This is a genomic window from Providencia sp. PROV048 (assembly GCF_033688165.1).
In the GTDB taxonomy this organism is placed as follows: Bacteria; Pseudomonadota; Gammaproteobacteria; order Enterobacterales; family Enterobacteriaceae; genus Providencia; species Providencia hangzhouensis.
In genome coordinates, this window is record NZ_CP096360.1 from 4057407 (window position 1) to 4079426 (window position 22020).

Annotated in this window: 14 protein-coding genes, 2 tRNA genes and 2 rRNA genes; 5 read left to right on the forward strand and 13 right to left on the reverse strand. The window is 43.9% G+C overall.

Translation table 11 applies throughout. The annotated features are described in order from the left end of the window. Nucleotides 1–70: 70 nt before the first annotated feature. A complete protein-coding gene (gene rhlB, locus M1F26_RS18200) occupies nucleotides 71–1357 on the forward strand; it encodes an ATP-dependent RNA helicase RhlB (RefSeq protein ID WP_140171873.1) in 1287 nt (428 codons plus the stop codon). A gap of 11 nt (nucleotides 1358–1368) precedes the next feature. Then, on the forward strand, nucleotides 1369–2871 hold the full coding sequence (gppA, locus tag M1F26_RS18205; RefSeq protein ID WP_140171874.1) for a guanosine-5'-triphosphate,3'-diphosphate diphosphatase: 1503 nt from the start codon (nucleotides 1369–1371) through the stop codon (nucleotides 2869–2871). Between the two features lie 52 nt (nucleotides 2872–2923). On the opposite strand, the gene rep is transcribed toward gppA, so the two are convergent. Continuing rightward, nucleotides 2924–4948: a DNA helicase Rep gene (gene rep / locus M1F26_RS18210; RefSeq protein WP_140171875.1), complete on the reverse strand. Its 2025-nt coding sequence runs from the start codon at nucleotides 4946–4948 to the stop codon at nucleotides 2924–2926. Nucleotides 4949–5254: 306 nt separating this feature from the next. Beyond that, the gene (ilvC, locus tag M1F26_RS18215) at nucleotides 5255–6727 is read right to left on the reverse strand and encodes a ketol-acid reductoisomerase (RefSeq protein WP_140171876.1); all 1473 of its coding nucleotides are present in this window, start codon (nucleotides 6725–6727) and stop codon (nucleotides 5255–5257) included. A gap of 173 nt (nucleotides 6728–6900) precedes the next feature. Here ilvC and ilvY point away from each other — a divergent pair, with 173 nt between their 5' ends. Then, complete coding sequence (ilvY, locus tag M1F26_RS18220; RefSeq protein WP_004906122.1) at nucleotides 6901–7797, forward strand: HTH-type transcriptional activator IlvY; 897 nt, start codon at nucleotides 6901–6903, stop codon at nucleotides 7795–7797. Here ilvY and ilvA read toward each other — a convergent pair. The 6 genes from ilvA to ilvL all read right to left on the reverse strand — a co-directional run bounded on the left by ilvA (nucleotide 7789) and on the right by ilvL (nucleotide 14368). Next, a complete protein-coding gene (gene ilvA / locus M1F26_RS18225; protein ID WP_140171877.1) occupies nucleotides 7789–9363 on the reverse strand; it encodes a threonine ammonia-lyase, biosynthetic in 1575 nt (524 codons plus the stop codon). The two genes, ilvY and ilvA, sit on opposite strands and share 9 nt — an antisense overlap. A gap of 2 nt (nucleotides 9364–9365) precedes the next feature. Continuing rightward, entirely contained in the window at nucleotides 9366–11216 is a 1851-nt protein-coding gene (gene ilvD, locus M1F26_RS18230) for a dihydroxy-acid dehydratase (protein WP_140171878.1), read from the reverse strand. A gap of 67 nt (nucleotides 11217–11283) precedes the next feature. Further along, nucleotides 11284–12210 carry a branched-chain amino acid transaminase gene (locus M1F26_RS18235; protein WP_125894369.1) on the reverse strand — a complete coding sequence of 309 codons (927 nt, stop codon included), beginning with the start codon at nucleotides 12208–12210 and terminating at the stop codon, nucleotides 11284–11286. An 11-nt stretch (nucleotides 12211–12221) separates the two neighbouring features. Continuing rightward, a complete protein-coding gene (ilvM, locus tag M1F26_RS18240; protein WP_004906129.1) occupies nucleotides 12222–12491 on the reverse strand; it encodes an acetolactate synthase 2 small subunit in 270 nt (89 codons plus the stop codon). Next, on the reverse strand, nucleotides 12488–14134 hold the full coding sequence (ilvG, locus tag M1F26_RS18245; protein ID WP_110591025.1) for an acetolactate synthase 2 catalytic subunit: 1647 nt from the start codon (nucleotides 14132–14134) through the stop codon (nucleotides 12488–12490). The genes ilvM and ilvG overlap by 4 nt, the downstream gene beginning before the upstream one ends. Nucleotides 14135–14266: 132 nt before the next feature. After that, nucleotides 14267–14368, reverse strand: a complete 102-nt coding sequence (gene ilvL, locus M1F26_RS18250) for an ilv operon leader peptide (RefSeq protein WP_071524553.1) — start codon at nucleotides 14366–14368, stop codon at nucleotides 14267–14269. A gap of 479 nt (nucleotides 14369–14847) precedes the next feature. Between ilvL and M1F26_RS18255 the strand changes: the two genes are divergently transcribed. Continuing rightward, nucleotides 14848–16374 (forward strand): YifB family Mg chelatase-like AAA ATPase, encoded by a 1527-nt coding sequence (locus tag M1F26_RS18255; protein WP_140171879.1) that lies wholly within the window; start codon nucleotides 14848–14850, stop codon nucleotides 16372–16374. Nucleotides 16375–16451: 77 nt separating this feature from the next. Here the strand turns inward: M1F26_RS18255 and M1F26_RS18260 are convergent, their stop codons facing one another. After that, nucleotides 16452–16790: a DUF413 domain-containing protein gene (locus M1F26_RS18260; RefSeq protein WP_036958821.1), complete on the reverse strand. Its 339-nt coding sequence runs from the start codon at nucleotides 16788–16790 to the stop codon at nucleotides 16452–16454. A gap of 112 nt (nucleotides 16791–16902) precedes the next feature. Between M1F26_RS18260 and hdfR the strand changes: the two genes are divergently transcribed. Beyond that, a complete protein-coding gene (hdfR, locus tag M1F26_RS18265; protein ID WP_004906133.1) occupies nucleotides 16903–17742 on the forward strand; it encodes an HTH-type transcriptional regulator HdfR in 840 nt (279 codons plus the stop codon). Nucleotides 17743–18314: 572 nt separating this feature from the next. Here the strand turns inward: hdfR and M1F26_RS18270 are convergent. From M1F26_RS18270 to M1F26_RS18285, 4 genes are all read right to left on the reverse strand, one after another. Next, a tRNA-Trp gene (locus M1F26_RS18270) sits at nucleotides 18315–18390 on the reverse strand. An 8-nt stretch (nucleotides 18391–18398) separates the two neighbouring features. Further along, a tRNA-Asp gene (locus M1F26_RS18275) sits at nucleotides 18399–18475 on the reverse strand. A 59-nt stretch (nucleotides 18476–18534) separates the two neighbouring features. Continuing rightward, nucleotides 18535–18650, reverse strand: a 5S ribosomal RNA gene (gene rrf, locus M1F26_RS18280). Between the two features lie 138 nt (nucleotides 18651–18788). After that, a 23S ribosomal RNA gene (locus M1F26_RS18285) occupies nucleotides 18789–21985 on the reverse strand. Between the last annotated feature and the right edge of the window lie 35 nt (nucleotides 21986–22020).

Consider the following 22020-nt stretch of genomic DNA (forward strand, 5'->3'; position numbering starts at 1 on the left):
GGCAGCAGTATGCTTTATTTCAAAAGATACACTTTCGTAAACCAACCGTTAACTGATATTCTAACATACTATGAGTAAAGCACACTTGACAGAAAAGAAGTTTTCCGACTTCGCATTGCACCCTAAAGTCATTGAAGCTCTAAATAAAAAAGGCTTCAATTTTTGCACGCCTATTCAGGCGTCCACCTTGCCTTTTACTGTCGAAGGCAAAGACGTGGCGGGTCAAGCGCAAACCGGTACAGGTAAAACGTTAGCTTTTTTAACGTCTACATTCCATTATTTATTAACTCACCCCGCAATTGAGGGTAAAAAAGCGAATCAGCCTCGTGCACTCATTATGGCACCGACACGCGAGCTCGCTGTACAAATCTATTCAGATGCTAAAGAGCTCGCTGAGTACACTGGCCTGAAAATGGGCTTAGCATACGGTGGTGACGGCTATGATGAGCAACTGAAGGTTTTACAAAATGGTGTTGATATCCTTATTGGTACAACTGGCCGTTTAATCGACTACGTAAAACAAGGCCATGTCGATTTAAGTGCAATCCAAGTTGTGGTACTCGATGAAGCCGACCGTATGTATGACCTTGGTTTCATTAAAGATATCCGCTGGATTTTCCGTCGTATGCCAGGTGCGGCAGATAGGCTTAATTTGCTATTTTCTGCAACTTTATCTTATCGCGTAAGGGAATTAGCTTTCGAACAAATGAATAACCCTGAATATGTTGAGGTCGAACCTTTGCAAAAAACAGGTCACCGTATCAAAGAAGAGTTATTTTACCCTTCTAATGAAGAAAAAATGCGCTTGCTCCAAACGCTTCTTGAAGAAGAATGGCCAGAGCGTTGTATTATTTTCGCCAATACAAAACACCGTTGTGATGATATTTGGGCCCATTTAGCTGCCGATGGTCATCGTGTCGGTTTATTAACTGGCGATGTCGCACAGAAAAAACGGCTACGTATATTAGAGCAATTCACACAAGGCCATTTAGATATTTTAGTGGCAACTGATGTTGCAGCACGTGGTTTACATATTCCATCCGTCACTCATGTCTTTAACTACGATTTACCTGATGACTGTGAAGATTATGTTCACCGTATTGGCCGTACTGGTCGTGCCGGTGAAAGTGGAAACTCAATTAGCTTAGCCTGTGAAGAATATTCACTTAACTTGCCTGCTATTGAAGAATATATCCAACACTCAATCCCTGTTAGTAAATATAACAGGGATGCATTATTGAGCGATTTACCTGCACCAAAACGCCGTCATCGCCCACGTCCTGGAGGCCCGCGCCGTAATTCAAATTCGCAGCGTCGCCACAATGGCCCACGTAACAACCATAAACGTCCAGGCTGAGTAAAAACGATATGCTGAAATCTTCTTCTCTTTATGCCGCCATCGATTTAGGATCAAACAGTTTTCATATGCTCGTTGTACGTGAAACTGCTGGCAGCATTCAGGTCATCTCTAGGGTTAAACGCAAAGTTCGTCTTGCTGCAGGGTTAGATAACAACAACCTGCTTTCTGAGCAAGCAATGGCGCGAGGCTGGCAATGTTTACGCCTGTTTTCGGAACATTTACAAGATATTCCGAACACACAAATTCGTGTTGTCGCAACAGCGACTTTGCGTATAGCTAAAAATGCCGATATTTTCATCGAGAAAGCCAGCCAAATTTTAGGAAACCCTGTTAAAGTCATTCAAGGGGAAGAAGAAGCTCGCTTAATTTATCAAGGTGTCGCACATACAACTGGCGGGCCAGATCAACGCTTAGTGGTTGATATTGGCGGGGGAAGTACTGAGCTAGTTACGGGTACAGGCGCAAAAGCAGAGCAACTCTACAGCCTTGAAATGGGGTGTGTAACTTGGCTTGAGCGCTACTTTGGCGATAGAAGTTTAACAGAAGAAAACTTCGCTGCGGCTCAAACCGCTGCCCATCGTGTCATCGCCCCTATTGCTGATGCTCTCAAAACACATGGGTGGAAGATATGTGTTGGTGCATCCGGTACTGTACAAGCGATTCAGGAAATCATGATTGCCCAAGGCATGGATGAACTGATCACGCTTTCTAAATTACAACAGCTTAAGCGCAAAGCCATTCAATGCCAAAAACTTGAAGAGCTTGAAATTGACGGTTTAACCTTCGAACGCGCTCTTGTCTTTCCAAGCGGCTTATCTATTCTGATTGCTATCTTTGAAGCATTAGACATTGATAACATGACACTGGCAGGCGGTGCACTTCGTGAAGGTCTTGTCTATGGTATGCTACAGCTTCCTATTGAGCAGGATATTCGCGCTCGTACCGTCCGCAATATTCAACGACGCTTCCAAGTCGATATCGAACAAGCTAGCCGAGTTCGTCAACTTGCAGAATATTTTTATTTACAAGTCGCGAAAGATTGGGGCTTAGATACACGCTGTCGTGATTTACTATCAAGTGCATGCGCCTTACATGAAATCGGCTTGAGTGTTGATTTCCGTAAAGGCCCCGAGCACGCGAGCTACCTCATAACACACCTTGATTTACCAGGCTTCACTCCAGCTCAAAAACGGTTACTTGCTGCATTATTGAAAAATCAGCAAGGCCCTGTCGATTTAACACCATTAAGCCAACAAAATGCGCTACCCATACAGCATGCATATGATTTATGTCGTTTACTCCGCCTCGCCATTATTTTTGCGAGCCGCAGACGGGATGATACCTTGCCTGCACTAAGACTTAATGTGAATGCACAAAGGCTAACCATTACACTGCCTTATCGTTGGTTATCTGCTCACCCTCTACGAGCGGAAAATTTACAGCAAGAAGTTCAATGGCAGGGCTATGTGAATTGGATTTTAGAGTTGGAAGAACGTAATAGTTCAAATTGATAATATATTCCACACTAGGTCTACTCTAGTGTGGAAATTCAATTAGTTGTGGTTACTCACTTTTTTTATTTAACCCTAAACGTGCTTTAATATCGGCTAAAGCTGATTGCCCTTTCTGCATACGCTCCTGCGCACTAACCACTTTACGCTGTTGCTCCCATTGTAAATCATCTTGTGGCAATTCAAGGAGAAAACGGCTTAATTCGGGACGGATCAATTCACCATATTGACGACGCTCACGACAATGAGAAAAGAATAACTCTCTTTGCGCTCTTGTGATCCCTACATAAGCTAAACGGCGTTCTTCATCAATATTATTTTCATCAATACTGCTTTGATGTGGCAGCAGCCCTTCTTCCATACCGACCAAAAAAACATAAGGAAACTCAAGGCCTTTAGACGCATGCAACGTCATGAGTTGAACTTGGTCTGATTCTTCATCATCCTCACCACGCTCCATCATATCGCGCAGCGTAAAGCGTGTAACCACTTGGCTCAATGTCATTGGGTCATTGAGCTCATCACCCTCCACCATTTCACTCATCCATGTGAACAATTGGTTGACGTTTTTCATTCGCATTTCAGCAGCTTTAGTACTGGTCGACGTTTCATATAACCAGCTTTCATAATCCATTTCGCGCAGTAAATCACGCACCGCAATTAAAGGTTCACGTTCCGACGTTCGAACAATACTGTCCATCCAATGAGTGAAACGCTGTAATGCTTCTAATCCTTTGCCTTTTAAAATTTGTTCAAGCCCTAGATCAAAGCTGGCCTGATATAAGCTTTTCCCTCGCTGGTTTGCCCATTCCCCAAGTTTTTGGATAGTTTTAGGACCAATCTCTCGTCGTGGAGTATTTACTATGCGTAAAAAAGCACTGTCATCTTCAGGGTTCGTCAATACTCGCAAATAAGCTAATAAGTCTTTAATTTCAGGGCGGGAGAAAAACGAAGTCCCCCCCGAAATGCGATACGGAATACGATTTTGCATCAACATTTTTTCAAAAATACGCGATTGATGATTACCGCGATACAAAATGGCGTAATCTTTATATTCCGTCTTATTAATAAAATGGTGTGCAATAAGCTCCCCAATCACCCTTTCAGCTTCGTGATCTTCATTATTTGCAGTAAGGACCCTCAGTGGCGCACCATATCCCAATTCTGAAAACAGTTTCTTTTCAAATACATGAGGGTTATTGGCAATTAAAATATTCGCAGCTTTTAAAATTCGTTCGGATGAACGGTAATTTTGCTCAAGCTTAATGACATTTAACTTAGGGAAGTCTTGATTCAATAAAACTAAATTTTGCGGCCTTGCGCCACGCCATGAATAGATTGACTGGTCGTCATCCCCCACAACCGTAAACCTTGCCCGCTGCCCCACAAGCAATTTAACCAACTGATATTGACTCGTATTGGTATCTTGGTACTCGTCCACCAGCAAGTAACGAATTTTTTGCTGCCAGCGTTCGCGCACTTCTTCATTTTGATATAACAACAGGGTAGGTTTGCTGATTAAGTCATCAAAATCCAGCACATTGCAGCTTTTCAGATGAAGTTCATAGCGGCGATAACACTCGGCAAAGTGATGCTCTTTCTCACTCCGTGCTTGGCCTATGACTTGTTGTGGGGAGATGAGATCATTTTTCCAATTTGAGATCGCCGAGATCAATTGTTTGAGTAAGTCTTTATCTTCTTCCAATAAATCAAAGGTAAGTTCTTTCAGCAACGTCATCTGGTCTTGGTCGTCAAATAGCGAGAAATTGGCTTTAATACCCAGTGCTTTATATTCACGCTTAATAATTTCTAACCCTAATGTATGGAAAGTAGAAATAATTAAACCGCGAGCTTCTTTTTTCCCCAATGTCTGCGCCACGCGCTCTTTCATTTCCCGCGCCGCTTTATTGGTAAAAGTCACCGCGGCAATTTGCCGAGGCTGATAGCCACATTGGCGAATTAAATGCGCAATTTTATTGGTAATAACACGTGTTTTGCCTGACCCCGCCCCCGCCAATACAAGGCACGGGCCATCGACAAATTCAACTGCCTGCTGTTGGCTTGGGTTTAATCGCATGGCTTCTCTACATCACTCAGTTATTCAAAATAGAATTCGCTACAGATTGTAGCAGAAACCGAACCAACTCTAGAGCAACGATCTTTTATAAAAGCAAAAAACCACATCATTCTTAGAAACAATGTGGTTTATATCAGAATGTATTTTTCTAAACTATTGCAAGAGAAAACATGGTGATTATCCAAAGCATTTCGCGTTCTAGGTAGGAAGCAAATAAGATTATCCCAAGGAGCATACTGAAGTATGTGACTTGTGTAATCTTAAGAAGCTGACACCCCTAGAGCGTGAAAGGGGAAGGATAATGAGTTAGCCGACTGCAATCTTCTTCATATCCGTCATATATCCCCGTAAAGTCTTACCGATTTTCTCAATCGGATGATTACGGATAGCTTCATTGATATCACGTAACTGTGCGTTATCAGTGCCATTATCTGCAACTGGCTTCGCTAAATCCCCTGCTTGTAATTTCGTCATGAAATCTTTCAGCATTGGTACAACTGCAAATGAGAACAGATAGTTACCATATTCTGCAGTATCAGAGATAACCACGTTCATTTCATATAAACGTTTACGAGCAATAGTGTTCGCAATCAGTGGTAATTCATGCAGTGACTCATAGTAAGCCGATTCTTCTAAGATACCCGCTTCTAACATCGTATCGAACGCTAACTCAACGCCTGCTTTAACCATTGCAACTAACAGAACACCGTGGTCGAAGTACTCTTGTTCCGCAATTTTCCCATTATATTCAGGGTAATTTTCGAATGCCGTTTTGCCGGTCTCTTCACGCCATGTCAGCAAGTTTTTATCATCATTTGCCCAGTCTGCCATCATGGTTGCAGAAAATTCGCCTGAAATGATGTCATCCATATGTTTGTGGAACAATGGTGCCATGATAGTTTTCAGTTGCTCGGATAACGCATAAGCACGCACTTTCGCAGGGTTAGATAAGCGATCCATCATCAGCGTGATACCGCCTTGTTTCAGCGCTTCAGTGATAGTTTCCCAACCAAACTGAATTAATTTACCTGCGTAGCCTGGCTCAACACCGTCTGCGACCATTTTGTCGTAGCTCAGTAATGCACCCGCTTGCAACATACCACACAGAATCGTTTGCTCACCCATCAGGTCAGATTTAACTTCTGCAACAAATGAGGATTCCAGAACACCTGCACGGTGACCACCAGTCGCTGCCGCCCACGCTTTAGCAATCGCCATACCCTCACCTTTCGGGTCATTTTCTGGGTGTACTGCAATTAACGTTGGAACACCAAAACCACGCTTGTATTCTTCGCGAACTTCAGTACCTGGGCATTTTGGCGCTACCATCACAACAGTGATATCTTTACGAATTTCTTCGCCAACTTCAACAATGTTGAAGCCATGTGAATAACCCAGTGCTGCACCTTGTTTCATCATAGGCTGAACAGCGCGAACAACGGTTGAGTGCTGCTTGTCTGGCGTTAAATTAATCACCAAATCAGCGGTAGGGATCAGCTCTTCATAAGTCCCAACTTTGAAACCATTTTCTGTCGCTTTGCGCCATGAAGCACGTTTCTCTGCAATTGCTTCATCACGTAATGCATAAGCAATATCTAAACCTGAGTCACGCATATTCAGGCCTTGGTTCAAACCTTGTGCTCCACAACCGACGATGACGATTTTTTTACCTTTCAGAAAACCTGCTTCATCTGCAAACTCTTCGCGCTGCATAAAACGGCACTTGCCTAACTGAGCTAACTGCTCACGCAAATTCAATGTGTTAAAATAATTCGCCATTGTCATACTCCATTGTTCTGTTGTGTTCGTTATGTCAGGCAGTCTGCCTGTCGCTCATTTTTGAGCGTTTATGGATTTACTATATGCGATGTTTCGCATTGCTTAAATTGATATATTAACAATACAATGTTGCAATATCTGCAACATCATTAATGATTTCATTAGAGGGCAAAATGGATATTCGCGATCTCAAGCTTTTTTTACATTTAGCACAAAGTTGCCACTTCGGGCGAACATCTAAAGCGATGCATGTCAGCCCTTCCACATTGTCTCGACAAATACAACGCCTCGAAGAACAGCTTGGTCACCCACTGTTTGTGCGTGATAACCGCTCCGTCAAGCTGACCCAAGCAGGAGAGCACCTTAAGCAGTTTGCCCAACAAACATTATTGCAATATCAACAGCTGCAACATGCTCTCAATCAACAAAGTCCATCGCTCAGCGGAGAACTGCACCTTTTTTGCTCAGTTACGGCTGCTTATAGTCATTTACCCGAAGTATTAGATAAATTCCGTGCGCTACACCCATTAGTTGAAATTAAACTCACGACGGGGGACGCAGCTGATGCTGTTGAAAAAGTGGAAACGCATGAGGCTGACCTTGGTATTGCAGGCAAACCCGAGCGCTTACCTGATAACGTCCGTTTTGCAAAAATCGGCGAAATCCCTCTCGTTTTGATTGCTCCATCACTACCCTGTGCTGTACGAAGCATGGTGACAGAAGCGGAACCTGATTGGTCTACCGTCCCCTTCATCCTGCCTGAACACGGCCCATCTCGTAAACGTATCGAACTTTGGTTCCGTCGCCATAACATCAATAACCCTGTTATTTACGCGACGGTATCAGGCCATGAAGCTATTGTGTCAATGGTCGCTTTGGGATGTGGTATTGCCTTGATCCCCAGTGTGGTCGTTGATAACAGCCCAGAGCCCGTGCGTAGCCGTATTTCACAACTCGATAATATCTCAATGGTTGAACCCTTTGAACTCGGCGTTTGCCTATTAAGCAAACGCCTGAGTGAACCATTAATTAAAGCGTTTTGGGAATTGCTCCCAGACAACTCAATCTAAGGTTCTTTGGCTATCTTGCGGCGCTAAGAAAAAACGGAAAGATGGGTTTCCTGTTTCATCATGATATTCATAACCTAGCGCATCAAGATGCCTATCAAAACGCACTTCCGGCCCAGCTAATTCAAATGCCGCCAGCACTCGCCCATAGTCTGTACCATGGCTGCGATAATGAAATAACGTAATATTCCAATGAGTTCCAAGAGTCTCTAAGAATCGCAGTAATGCACCTGGAGACTCAGGAAACTCAAAGCTATACAGTCTTTCATCTAATGGCTTTGATGGACGACCACCAATCATATAACGCACATGAAGTTTGGCCATTTCATCATCAGATAAATCATCAACTTCATAGCCGTTACTTCTGAGTTCTTGGATAATCTCTGAACGTTCTCCATCACGACCACTTAAACGCACCCCAACAAAAATACATGCACGATCAGGGTCTGCATCCGTATAACGGTAGTTAAATTCAGTAATCGCTCGATGGCCTAATAACTGGCAAAAACGTAAAAAGCTCCCTTTTTGCTCAGGGATAGTCACTGCCAGTAACGCTTCTCGTTGTTCTCCAATTTCACAACGTTCAGAAACATAACGCAGCCCGTGAAAATTCATATTCGCACCGGACAAAATATGCGCTAAACGCTCGCCTTTGATGTTGTGCTGCTGTACATATTTTTTCAATCCAGCCAATGCCAACGCACCTGAAGGCTCTGCTATAGCACGAACATCTTCAAAAATATCTTTCAGTGCTGCACAAATAGAATCGCTATCAACCGTGATAACATCATCAACATATTGCTGGCACAACCTGAAGGTTTCATCACCAATGCGTTTTACCGCGACACCTTCGGCAAATAGCCCGACACGAGGTAGATCCACTGGATGCCCTGCTTCTAACGCTGCTTTCAGGCAGGCTGCATCTTCGGATTCAACGCCAATGATTTTTATTTCAGGCATTAATTGCTTGATAATCACAGCGACGCCCGCGATTAACCCACCGCCACCCACAGGGATGAAAATACGGTCTAAGTGAGCATCTTGCTGTAATAATTCAAGTGCGATAGTGGCTTGGCCAGCTATGACAGCAGGATGGTCAAAAGGGGGAACAAAGGTATATCCTTCTTCCGCTGCCATCGCGATTGCTTTAGCTTTCGCTTCATCAAAGTTCGCACCGTGTAGAATAGCTTCACCGCCAAAACTGCGCACTGCATCCACTTTGATGTCTGCAGTTGCAATAGGCATAACAATTTTTGCCTTCACACCTACACGGCTCGCTGACAACGCGACACCTTGAGCATGATTGCCCGCAGAAGCGGTTACAACCCCCTTCGATTTTTGTTCATCCGTTAAGCCAGCAATCATCGCATATGCGCCACGAAGCTTAAAGCTATGAACAGGTTGCCTATCTTCGCGCTTGACTAAAATGGTGTTACCCAAGCGTGAAGATATTTTATCCATCTGCTGAAGAGGTGTTACTTGTGCAGCCTCATAAACCGGCGCACTCAGCGCCGCTTTTAAGTAATCTGCTCCGGTTGGGGCAACCGGTAATGGTTTTGCTGCCGCCACAATTAGCCCCCTAGTTTCGACTTGTCACGAACCGCACCTTTGTCTGCACTCGTTGCCAAAGAAGCATAAGCACGCAGAGCAAAAGAAACCTCACGCTGACGATTACGCGGTGTGTAAGCTTTATCGCCTCGAGCTAACTCAGTTTCACGACGTTGATTCAATTCGCTTTCACTAACATCCAGCACCATCGTTCTCTTTGGAATATCAATATCAATAATATCGCCATCTTGAACTAATGCTAATAAGCCACCACTCGCTGCTTCTGGGGAAATATGACCAATCGAAAGACCTGAACTACCACCAGAGAAGCGACCATCTGTGATCAATGCACAGCTTTTGCCTAATCCCATTGATTTCAGGTATGAGGTTGGGTACAGCATTTCTTGCATGCCCGGACCACCCTTAGGCCCTTCATAGCGAATAACAACCACATCTCCTTCAACGACTTTGCCACCCAAAATAGCTTCTACTGCGTCATCTTGGCTTTCAAAGACTTTGGCAGGGCCACGGAATGTTAAACTGCCTTCATCAACTCCAGCGGTTTTAACAATACAACCATCTTCTGCAATATTTCCAGACAGGACAGCCAGTCCCCCATCCAAACTATACGCATGCTCAATACTACGGATACACCCATTCTCACGGTCAGTATCCAATGACGGCCAACGGCAATTCTGTGAAAAGGCTTTTGTCGTGCGGATCCCTGCAGGACCTGCGGAAAACATCGATTTGACAGACTCGTCCTTTGTTAACATCACATCATATTGCGCTAATGTTTCTTGGAAGCTCAGACCTAAAATATTCGTCACGTTTTCTTGCAATAAACCTGCACGGCTCAGTTCACCTAAAATACCGATGACACCACCAGCACGGTGAACATCTTCCATATGGTATTTTTGTGTACTCGGTGCAACCTTACACAAATGTGGGACTTTACGTGATAAACGGTCGATATCATCCATGGTGAAATCGATCTCTGCTTCTTGAGCTGCTGCAAGTAAATGCAGGACTGTGTTAGTTGAACCACCCATGGCAATATCCAACGTCATCGCATTTTCAAATGCAGATTTATTAGCGATATTGCGTGGTAACGCACTTTCATCATCTTGTTCGTAATAGCGTTTGGTTAATTCAACAATGCGCTTACCTGCATTGATAAATAAAGTTTCGCGGTCTGCGTGAGTCGCTAACAATGAGCCATTTCCTGGCTGAGATAACCCAAGCGCCTCAGTTAAGCAGTTCATTGAGTTTGCAGTAAACATTCCTGAGCAAGAGCCACACGTTGGGCATGCTGAACGTTCTATTTGCTCACTATCTGCATCACTCACATTAGGGTTAGCCCCTTGAATCATGGCATCAACTAAATCGAGCTTGATGATTTGATCTGAAAGCTTGGTTTTACCTGCTTCCATTGGACCGCCCGAAACAAAAATAACCGGAATATTCAGACGTAATGACGCCATCAACATGCCTGGGGTGATTTTATCGCAGTTTGAAATACACACCATGGCATCCGCACAGTGTGCGTTCACCATATATTCAACAGAATCCGCAATTAATTCACGGGAAGGTAAGGAATACAACATTCCGCCATGTCCCATGGCAATCCCATCATCAACAGCGATTGTATTAAACTCTTTCGCAACACCACCTGCATTTTCAATTTGCTCTGCAACTAATTTGCCTAAATCACGTAAATGTACGTGGCCTGGAACAAACTGTGTGAATGAGTTAACAACAGCAATAATGGGCTTTCCAAAATCAGCATCGGTCATGCCTGTTGCACGCCATAATGCACGAGCCCCAGCCATATTACGACCATGAGTTGTTGTTGCTGAACGGTACTTAGGCATATCTTTAACTCCCGTGTTTAAAACAGGCGGGGAACGTCCGCCTGTAACATCTATTTCAATTTAATTATTAAGGGTTTACTGGATCTAACCAGCCCCATTTATCTTCTGTCGTACCATCAAATAAACCAAAGAACGCCTGCTGAATTTGCTTGGTTACTGGGCCACAACGACCAATGCCGACTTGGATACCATCAACACTACGTACTGGGGTAATTTCGGCAGCAGTACCTGTCATAAAGACTTCATCAGCAAGATAGAGAGATTCGCGTGATAGCGTTTGCTCACGAACTTCGATACCCATATCTTTTGCTAAGGTTAAAATTGCATCACGTGTAATACCCGGTAATGCAGATGATGTGAACGGAGGTGTATACAGGATGCCATCTTTCACCTCAAAAATATTTTCCCCTGCACCTTCTGAAAGATACCCATGAACATCGAGTGCAATACCTTCTTGGTAACCATGGCGACGAGCTTCGCTACCAACTAGTAGAGAAGATAAATAGTTGCCACCTGCTTTTGCCCCTGTAGGAATGGTGTTTGGTGCAACACGATTCCAAGAAGAGACCATCGCATCAATACCTTGGTCTAACGCTTCTTCACCTAAATACGCTCCCCATGGAAAAGCGGCTAAAATCACATCGGTGTTATAACCGTCTGGAGGGTTAACACCCATACCAACATCACCAATAAACACTAATGGACGAATATACGCACTGACTAAGTTATTTTTACGCAAAGTTGCACGGCAAGCTTCCATTAACTCTTCAACGCTATAGCTGACAGGCATACGGTAAATTTTCGCTGAATCATGCAAACGTTGCATATGCTCACGGTGGCGGAAGACCACAGGACCTTTATGTGAGTCATAACAACGGACACCTTCAAACACTGATGTACCATAGTGCAGAGCATGAGACATAACATGAACCTTTGCATCAGCCCATGGCGTCATTTCACCGTTAAACCAAATAAAGTCAGCTTTCTTAGTCATTTGTATATTCCTTACATTGCACTTTGTGTGCGTAATAGTCGTGATTCTTGTTGTAGTACTTCAACTTCTGTAATGTCCGAAAGCTTGGTTAACTGTGCACAAAGCTGGGTTAATGGCCTTTGACTACTTACAGTAAGTTCAATATTAACATTGTCGCCGTCTGTTGATTGCCCCATATTCATGGAATTAATACGAAATCCACGATGGCGAGTGACCCTTAATATACGCTCTAAAACCTCAGGACGGAAACGGGCCAATATCGAGATTTGATGTTGCATCATAATGGTTTCTCCATCATTTTTTCATTACTAGCCCCAGGTGGAACCAACGGCCAGACATTTTCTAGTTCATTAATTGATACCTGTAATAAATAGGCACCTTCGCTATTCAGCAATTCATCTAATGCAGCATTAACTTCCGACTTATCTGTGATCCGTTGGCCTTTAATACCAAACGCGCTGGCTAATGCCACAAAATCAGGGTTATCCGTCAAAATCGTTTCACTATAACGCTGCTCAAAAAACAGTTCCTGCCATTGGCGAACCATGCCTAAGCGTTGGTTATCGATCAAAAGGATTTTTACAGGAAGTTGCTTACGTTTGATGGTTCCCAACTCTTGGACATTCATCATAAATGACCCATCCCCAGATACACAGACTACAGTATCCTCAGGCCTAGCAACCTGTGCACCAATTGCCGCAGGGATACCAAACCCCATGGTGCCAAGCCCACTAGAGGTTAAGAAATTTTCAGGGCCATCAACGGTGATATGCTGTGCTGACCACATTTGGTGTTGCCCTACATCGGTGGTCACAACCGTATTTGGTTTCATTTTATCCGACAGCTGTTTCAATAACAGTGGCGCATAAATAGGTTCACCAGGATGGTCATAACGCCAACCAAACTCTTTTTTAAGTTGCTGAACTTCCTGCTGCCAAGGTTCAATTGATTTTTTAAGCATTAATTCAGGGAGTAATACTTTTGCATCACCATGTAGCGCAACATGTGTTTGACGTAATTTGTCTAATTCTACGTGGTCTATATCGATATGAATCACTTTGGCGTTCGGTGCAAAAGTATTCAACTTACCTGTTACCCTATCATCAAAACGAGCACCAACAGCGATGAGTAAGTCACAGCGTTGCACTGAAATATTGGCTGCTTTAGTACCATGCATACCTAACATGCCTAAATAGTTTTCATCTAAAGGGCTCACGGCACCAAGCCCTTTTAACGTTGCAACTGAAGGAACACCTGTAAACTCAATAAATTCACGTAATTCTTTAACGGCACCAGACATTCCAACACCGCCACCAACGTACAACATAGGCTTTTCTGATTGTTCTAATAGCATTCTTGCCTGTTGTATTTCAGATAAAGGTGAAGTGACTTCTTGCTCTACCGGCATTAAAAATGGAGACAACTCAGCTTGTTGTAGCTGAATATCTTTCGGAATATCAATCAGTACAGGACCAGGACGCCCACTATTTGCGATTGCGAAAGCCTCAGCAAGAATGCGAGGTAAATCCTCGATATCTTCAACCAAAAAACTGTGCTTAGTACAAGCTAAGGACAACCCTAAAACATCGATTTCTTGAAAGGCATCGGTTCCAATAAACTCAGAAGCAACCTGCCCAGTAATGGCGACAACAGGAACGGAATCTAACAATGCATCAGCCAATCCCGTGATAACATTTGTTGCGCCAGGACCCGATGTTGCGATACATACCCCTGTTTTCCCTGTTGAACGTGCATATCCAATCGCAGCAATTACAGCCCCTTGCTCATGTCGACACAACAAATGCTCAACTCCGCCATCATACAATGCGTCATAAACTGGCATAATTGCGCCACCAGGATACCCAAATACGGTATCAACTCCCTGTGTTCGCAATGCTTGAACTAACCATTGTGCTCCGTTCATGCTTTATCTCCTGTCCGTCTACTTTATCTATTTGTATTTGTTATGTTTTATTTAGTGTGTTTGCATTCATCAACATTTATGTCAAAAAAAACCCCGCGCCTTTCGGTGCGGGGTTCTCGTGAGATCTGGCTGTTATTTTAGCCTTCGTCGTCCAAGTGCAGCCCCGCACGGTGGGATAATAATCACCACCACGCTAATAATAATTAGGCTAACTGCTTGGATAAATGCGTTCATGAGTTTTACTTTTTCAATATTCTTAATTATCTATTATTTAGAGTTATCATTTTAAAATCGTTTTGACAACTTTTATTTAATTTATTTATTTTCAAAACATTAAATTATTTAAAAATCATATCGTTATCAACAAATCAGCATTATAAACTGCTTAAACTACCGTTTCTCAGTAAAATTCAATAGAATACATAGCATAATCAGCTACATCATCCGCACCAGCCATTCAATACCATTAAGATTCACGCCAAAAAACTAATTACTTTTTCTTATGAATATCCACGTTCAGTATAGCTTCCACTCTTTATAAAATTAACGCAATCACTGTTATAACAAGTCCTCGAAGCTACTCGACGCAAATTGAAACAGCCTAGTAACTAAGCAATTAAATTATCGAGCAGCTTCGCAAATATGTTATCAACTCAAGATAAACAAACCTAATTTCAGCAGAATATTACTCTGTAAAAAATATTGGAGGGCTTATGACATTAGCAATTGTTTACACTAGAGCATCAATTGGGTTAGAAGCACCTCTTGTTACTGTTGAGGCACATATTAGTAATGGACTTCCAGGTTTAACACTTGTTGGGCTACCAGAAACAGCAGTAAAAGAAGCAAGAGATAGAGTTCGAAGCGCTCTACTAAATAGCGGGTTTGAATATCCAGCTAAAAAAATGACGGTTAATTTAGCCCCAGCAGATTTACCAAAAGAAAGTGGTCGGTATGACCTTGCCATCGCTATTGCCATACTCGCATCATCAGGGCAAATCCCCCACGAGCCATTAAAACAGTATGAATTTTTAGGCGAACTTGCTTTGTCTGGCGATGTTCGCTATGTCAACAGTGCTATTCCAGCTGCCCAATCAGCATTAAAACAACAGCGCTCTTTAATACTATCAACGGAGAACCAACACCAACTAGGCCTACTTCCAGATAATAGCGTTTATTTCACGACATCCTTATTAGAGCTCTGCCATTTTTTACATAACAAACACACATTAGTTTGTAATCAACAAGTTCATCAAGCATCTATCCCAACCAAGCAAGAAGGTGATATCAACGATATTATTGGTCAAGAACATGGGAAACGGGCATTAGAAATCTGTGCTGCAGGTGGACACAATTTACTCTTGTTAGGTCCTCCGGGGACAGGAAAAACTATGCTAGCAAGCCGTCTAATGACTTTACTCCCCCCATTAACCTCTCAAGAAGCCTTAGAAGTTGCTTCACTACATAGTTTAAGTGAAAACACAAAAGAAGACATGAATTGGCCAATAAGGCCTTTTAGAGCACCCCACCATAGTGCATCAATTGCCGCTTTAATTGGTGGTGGCTCTCTTCCCAAACCTGGTGAGATCTCACTTGCACACCATGGTGTTTTATTTTTAGATGAATTACCCGAATTTAGCCGCTCGGTATTAGATTCTTTACGAGAACCCCTAGAATCTAGAAAAATTAGCATTTCTCGAGCAAAAGCAAAAGTTTGCTATCCTGCCAGTTTCCAGCTAATTGCGGCCCTAAATCCTAGCCCAACAGGCCATTACCAAGGAGAAATGAGCCGCTCAGCTCCTACTCGCATACTACGTTATCTTTCACGCATATCAGGGCCTTTTATTGACCGATTTGATCTTTCAATAGAGATTCCATTGTTACCTCTCGGTTCATTAAGTAATCAAACTAACCAAGGTGAAACAAGTGAACAGGTTAGACAAAGAGTCATCGAAGCCAGAAATAGGCAACTTAGGCGAGCTGGAAAAATTAATAGTTTATTAACACCAAGAGAAACCACACAATTTTGCCTGCTAACAACAAAAGATGCGTTATTCTTAGAACATGCATTAAATAAGTTAGGTCTTTCCATTCGAGCCTGGCACAGAATTTTAAGGGTTGCTAGAACAATCGCCGACCTTAATGCCGCAGAAACTATTGAACGTTCAGATTTATTAGAAGCTTTGGGGTATCGAGCAATGGATAAGTTATTGCTTCATTTGCAAAAACAAGTAAGCTGAGAAGAGTGGGCAGATAAGTACTTATTATCCCGTAGAAATAAAGGGACCGAAGTCCCTCTTATCATACGATGATAATATTAATCATCTGTATCAGTGTAGTCTTCCGATGGGTCTATCTGCGGTTTACCGCCAGATAAAGTATGGAAGCGTTTTGGACGGTTAATACGGCTAGAATATTTTGTCCAAACTTTTTCTTCTGGGGTAGCCGGTTCACGTTCACCACGGCATACAGCGACGAAAAGTTTTTCTTCTTCTGTCTGAGGTGCACGTTTACCTGTATCAAGCTCATTAAAAGCTTGGCCGAGACGTTCTAGCAACTGAGCTTCTTTAATGGTGAAATCACCATGACGAGAAAAGCCACGTGGGTAATGTTTGTTATCAAAAAAACGATTAGTCGTGATGAAGCTATCTGCCATCTGACACACTCCTAACTTATTACAGTCAAACTCTATATGGCGCGGAGTATTAGACAGCATTGACAATCTGTAAAACAAAACATTTAAATCATCACGACAAAAATAATTGGAGATGCATGTGGACAGCGAGTTATTGAGAACTTTTTTAGAGGTCAGTAAAACTAGGCACTTTGGTCGAGCCGCAGAATCACTCTATTTAACGCAATCAGCGGTTAGCTTCCGTATTAGGCAATTAGAAACACAATTAGGTACAAGCCTATTTACGCGGCATAGAAACAATATCCGGTTAACAGCTGCCGGAGAAAGGCTTGTTCCATATGCTGAATCGTTAATGAATACCTGGCTGCAAGCTAAAAAAGAAATATCTCATGCCTCACAACACACAGAGCTTTCTATTGGTGCAACAGCTTCACTTTGGGAAGGTTATCTAACTGACTGGGTAGAAGAACTTTATAATCAACATGATGAACTACGGCTCGAAGCTAGGGTTTCAACGCGCCAGTCTCTTGTTAAGCAACTACATTCTAGAGAATTAGACTTATTAATCGCAACTGAACCGCCTAAAATGGATGAGTTTGAAAGTACAATCATCGGTACGATTGACTTACAACTCATGGCTTCCCAAAAAAATATTGCACTCACAAAATATAATTTTATAAGGCTTGAATGGGGTGCTGACTTCCATCCAAAAAATGAACCTTCATTAACTCAAGATGACACACCTGTTATGATCACTACCTCAGCCCATATTACCCGCCAATTACTTCCTGTATCGCTTTCAGCGGCATTTTTACCTGCTCATTGGGTATATCAATATCCGGGCTTAAAAACGCTCTCAGAAACCTCAATAAACAAACCTTTGTATGCAGTTTGGCTCCAGAAAAACGATCAGCAAGCTCTTATCAATCAACTGATTAAAACTCCAATAAAAAATGCACAGTTAAGTGAATAAAAAATAAGAAGGTGAGTAACAAATCCACTCACCTTCCTATGATCCCATAAACAAACTATAGATCTCTGCAAAATAATCTTAATTGATACTTCATTTTGCTTTTTAATAAGATATATCAATAACAGATAACTGACCAATATTCATACAGCAATACAATGATATTTTGCTTTTTCAGCAAGATAATTTTTGAGCTTAATAAAAATTAAACTACCAACTTTATATATACTCTCATTTTTCTAATTTAAATATTGAGCACAACAAAATATCATTCAGCCTGTGAATACTATTGAGAAGTATAAAGTCGTAAGTAACAACTCACTGATGATGCGAAAAATAAATATAAGATGGTGAAAATAAAAAGTAGCTAGGAGAACGTAACATCACAGTGTATTTAAATAGTGAATACGATTAAGAGATACAAAACAGTGGGATGGTTAATGGGATAAAATAAATTGAAAATTAGCAGAAGGGGAAAATAACTTTATATTTATAGTCATACGAATAAAGAAAAACCCGATTAAGCTAATCGGGTTATCAATAGATACTTCTTTTATTATTACTTAATTGGTAACTGGCAGGGGCGGAGAGACTCGAACTCCCAACACCCGGTTTTGGAGACCGGTGCTCTACCAATTGAACTACGCCCCTAAATTAAGTGGCGGAACGGACGGGACTCGAACCCGCGACCCCCTGCGTGACAGGCAGGTATTCTAACCAACTGAACTACCGCTCCACTTATTCTTTTGCCTTTCGGCTGTTTACTGCTTATTGAGCAATAAACCTTTAATTAATGTCTGGCAGTTCCCTACTCTCACATGGGGAGACCCCACACTACCATCGGCGCTACGGCGTTTCACTGCTGAGTTCGGCATGGGGTCAGGTGGGACCACCGCGCTATTGCCGCCAGACAAATTCTGTGTGTTCCCGTTTAGTTTTTTTCTTCACTAAACCAGAACTTCAATCTCAAACAAGCTGCGTGTCCTTCACCTTTCGGCTTCTCACTTCTCGAAAACAACTCCATCTCTCTAAAACACCTTCGGTGTTGTCAGGTTAAGCCTCACGGTTCATTAGTATTGGTTAGCTCAACGTATCGCTACGCTTACACACCCAACCTATCAACGTCTTAGTCTTAAACGTTCCTTTAGGACCCTTAAAGGGTCAGGGAAGACTCATCTCAAGGCAAGTTTCCCGCTTAGATGCTTTCAGCGGTTATCTCTTCCGCACTTAGCTACCGGGCAATGCCATTGGCATGACAACCCGAACACCAGTGGTGCGTCCACTCCGGTCCTCTCGTACTAGGAGCAGCCCCTTTCAATCTTCCAACGCCCACGGCAGATAGGGACCGAACTGTCTCACGACGTTCTAAACCCAGCTCGCGTACCACTTTAAACGGCGAACAGCCGTACCCTTGGGACCTACTTCAGCCCCAGGATGTGATGAGCCGACATCGAGGTGCCAAACACCGCCGTCGATATGAACTCTTGGGCGGTATCAGCCTGTTATCCCCGGAGTACCTTTTATCCGTTGAGCGATGGCCCTTCCATTCAGAACCACCGGATCACTAAGACCTACTTTCGTACCTGCTCGAGCCGTCACTCTCGCAGTCAAGCTGGCTTATGCCTTTGCACTAACCGCATGATGTCCGACCATGCTTAGCCAACCTTCGTGCTCCTCCGTTACTCTTTGGGAGGAGACCGCCCCAGTCAAACTACCCACCAGACACTGTCCGCACCCCAGATAATGGGGCAACGTTAGAACATCAAACATTAAAGGGTGGTATTTCAAGGTTGGCTCCATGCAGACTGGCGTCCACACTTCAAAGCCTCCCACCTATCCTACACATCAAGGCTCAATGTTCAGTGTCAAGCTATAGTAAAGGTTCACGGGGTCTTTCCGTCTTGCCGCGGGTACACTGCATCTTCACAGCGAGTTCAATTTCACTGAGTCTCGGGTGGAGACAGCCTGGCCATCATTACGCCATTCGTGCAGGTCGGAACTTACCCGACAAGGAATTTCGCTACCTTAGGACCGTTATAGTTACGGCCGCCGTTTACTGGGGCTTCGATCAAGAGCTTCTCCTTACGGATAACCCCATCAATTAACCTTCCAGCACCGGGCAGGCGTCACACCGTATACGTCCACTTTCGTGTTTGCACAGTGCTGTGTTTTTAATAAACAGTTGCAGCCAGCTGGTATCTGCGACTGGCTTCAGCTCCATGGGTAAACCACTTCACCTAATGCCAGCGTGCCTTCTCCCGAAGTTACGGCACCATTTTGCCTAGTTCCTTCACCCGAGTTCTCTCAAGCGCCTGAGTATTCTCTACCTGACCACCTGTGTCGGTTTGGGGTACGATTAATGATAATCTAGAGCTTAGAGGCTTTTCCTGGAAGCGGGGCATGAGCTACTTCATCACCGTAGTGACTCGTCGTCGGACCTCAGCATGTAGTGAACCGGATTTGCCTAATTCACCTGCCTACATCCTTAAACCGGGACAACCGTCGCCCGGATAGCCTAGCCTTCTCCGTCCCCCCATCGCAATTATCACCAGTACGGGAATATTAACCCGTTTCCCATCGACTACGCATTTCTGCCTCGCCTTAGGGGTCGACTCACCCTGCCCCGATTAACGTTGGACAGGAACCCTTGGTCTTCCGGCGTGCGGGTTTTTCACCCGCATTATCGTTACTTATGTCAGCATTCGCACTTCTGATACCTCCAGCATGCCTCACAGCACACCTTCACAGGCTTACAGAACGCTCCCCTACCCAACGAACGTATCCTTAAACTGACTGCCTGACGTTTCCGCCTCGACTTTGTTGGACGCATTGACGTCGCTTCGCTCCGTCAATCGTTTTGATACATTTGAGTATCACTTAATCAGTTTAAGTGATACGTTCGCTGCCGCAGCTTCGGTGCATAGTTTAGCCCCGTTACATCTTCCGCGCAGGCCGACTCGACCAGTGAGCTATTACGCTTTCTTTAAATGATGGCTGCTTCTAAGCCAACATCCTGGCTGTCTGAGCCTTCCCACTTCGTTTCCCACTTAACTATGACTTTGGGACCTTAGCTGGCGGTCTGGGTTGTTTCCCTCTTCACGACGAACGTTAGCACCCGCCGTGTGTCTCCCGTGATAACATTCTTCGGTATTCGTAGTTTGCATCGAGTTGGTAAGTCGGGATGACCCCCTAGTCGAAACAGTGCTCTACCCCCGAAGATGAGTTCACGAGGCGCTACCTAAATAGCTTTCGGGGAGAACCAGCTATCTCCCGGTTTGATTGGCCTTTCACCCCCAGCCACAAGTCATCCGCTAATTTTTCAACATTAGTCGGTTCGGTCCTCCAGTTAGTGTTACCCAACCTTCAACCTGCCCATGGCTAGATCACCGGGTTTCGGGTCTATACCCTGCAACTCATTCGCCCAGTTAAGACTCGGTTTCCCTACGGCTCCCCTATTCGGTTAACCTTGCTACAGAATATAAGTCGCTGACCCATTATACAAAAGGTACGCAGTCACCCCATCCTCAAATGTCCCGCTTGTCTTTGCGGCCAATCTTGCCCGATTTTTTAACTTCCGCTGCTCATGGACTTCGATGTCCACTGCGCTGCGGCTTGAAAAAATCAGCCAATCTTGTTGGCAAATCCTGCGCTGTTATTGTGATGGTTTTACACCCTCACTCAATTGCCGAGGCACTTGAGTGATGGGGCTCCCACTGCTTGTACGTACACGGTTTCAGGTTCTATTTCACTCCCCTCGCCGGGGTTCTTTTCGCCTTTCCCTCACGGTACTGGTTCACTATCGGTCAATCAGGAGTATTTAGCCTTGGAGGATGGTCCCCCCATATTCAGACAGGATAACACGTGTCCCGCCCTACTCGTCGAGTTCACAACACTAACACCTTCGGATACGGGGCTATCACCCTTTACTGCCGGACTTTCCAGACCGTTCTCCTGATGCTAATGCTGATTAAGACTCTGGGCTGCTCCCCGTTCGCTCGCCGCTACTAGGGGAATCTCGGTTGATTTCTTTTCCTCGGGGTACTGAGATGTTTCAGTTCCCCCGGTTCGCTTCGTTTGACTATGTATTCATCAAACGATAGTGCAACGAATTGCACTGGGTTTCCCCATTCGGAAATCGTCGGTTGTAACGGTTCATATCACCTTACCGACGCTTATCGCAGATTAGCACGTCCTTCATCGCCTCTGATTGCCTAGGCATCCACCGTGTACGCTTAGTCGCTTAACCTCACAACCCGAAATTGTTTCAACGTTCACCTTACT

Excerpts from the sequence above, each read along its gene's own strand:
- M1F26_RS18255 (WP_140171879.1), top strand. The coding sequence starts at position 14,848 with ATGACATTAGCAATTGTTTACACTAGAGCATCAATTGGGTTAGAAGCA.
- ilvL (WP_071524553.1), bottom strand. The coding sequence starts at position 14,368 with ATGAACGCATTTATCCAAGCAGTTAGCCTAATTATTATTAGCGTGGTG.
- M1F26_RS18260 (WP_036958821.1), bottom strand. The coding sequence starts at position 16,790 with ATGGCAGATAGCTTCATCACGACTAATCGTTTTTTTGATAACAAACAT.
- ilvC (WP_140171876.1), bottom strand. The coding sequence starts at position 6,727 with ATGGCGAATTATTTTAACACATTGAATTTGCGTGAGCAGTTAGCTCAG.
- rep (WP_140171875.1), bottom strand. The coding sequence starts at position 4,948 with ATGCGATTAAACCCAAGCCAACAGCAGGCAGTTGAATTTGTCGATGGC.
- ilvG (WP_110591025.1), bottom strand. The coding sequence starts at position 14,134 with ATGAACGGAGCACAATGGTTAGTTCAAGCATTGCGAACACAGGGAGTT.
- ilvD (WP_140171878.1), bottom strand. The coding sequence starts at position 11,216 with ATGCCTAAGTACCGTTCAGCAACAACAACTCATGGTCGTAATATGGCT.
- gppA (WP_140171874.1), top strand. The coding sequence starts at position 1,369 with ATGCTGAAATCTTCTTCTCTTTATGCCGCCATCGATTTAGGATCAAAC.
- rhlB (WP_140171873.1), top strand. The coding sequence starts at position 71 with ATGAGTAAAGCACACTTGACAGAAAAGAAGTTTTCCGACTTCGCATTG.
- M1F26_RS18235 (WP_125894369.1), bottom strand. The coding sequence starts at position 12,210 with ATGACTAAGAAAGCTGACTTTATTTGGTTTAACGGTGAAATGACGCCA.
- hdfR (WP_004906133.1), top strand. The coding sequence starts at position 16,903 with ATGCATGTGGACAGCGAGTTATTGAGAACTTTTTTAGAGGTCAGTAAA.
- ilvY (WP_004906122.1), top strand. The coding sequence starts at position 6,901 with ATGGATATTCGCGATCTCAAGCTTTTTTTACATTTAGCACAAAGTTGC.
- ilvM (WP_004906129.1), bottom strand. The coding sequence starts at position 12,491 with ATGATGCAACATCAAATCTCGATATTGGCCCGTTTCCGTCCTGAGGTT.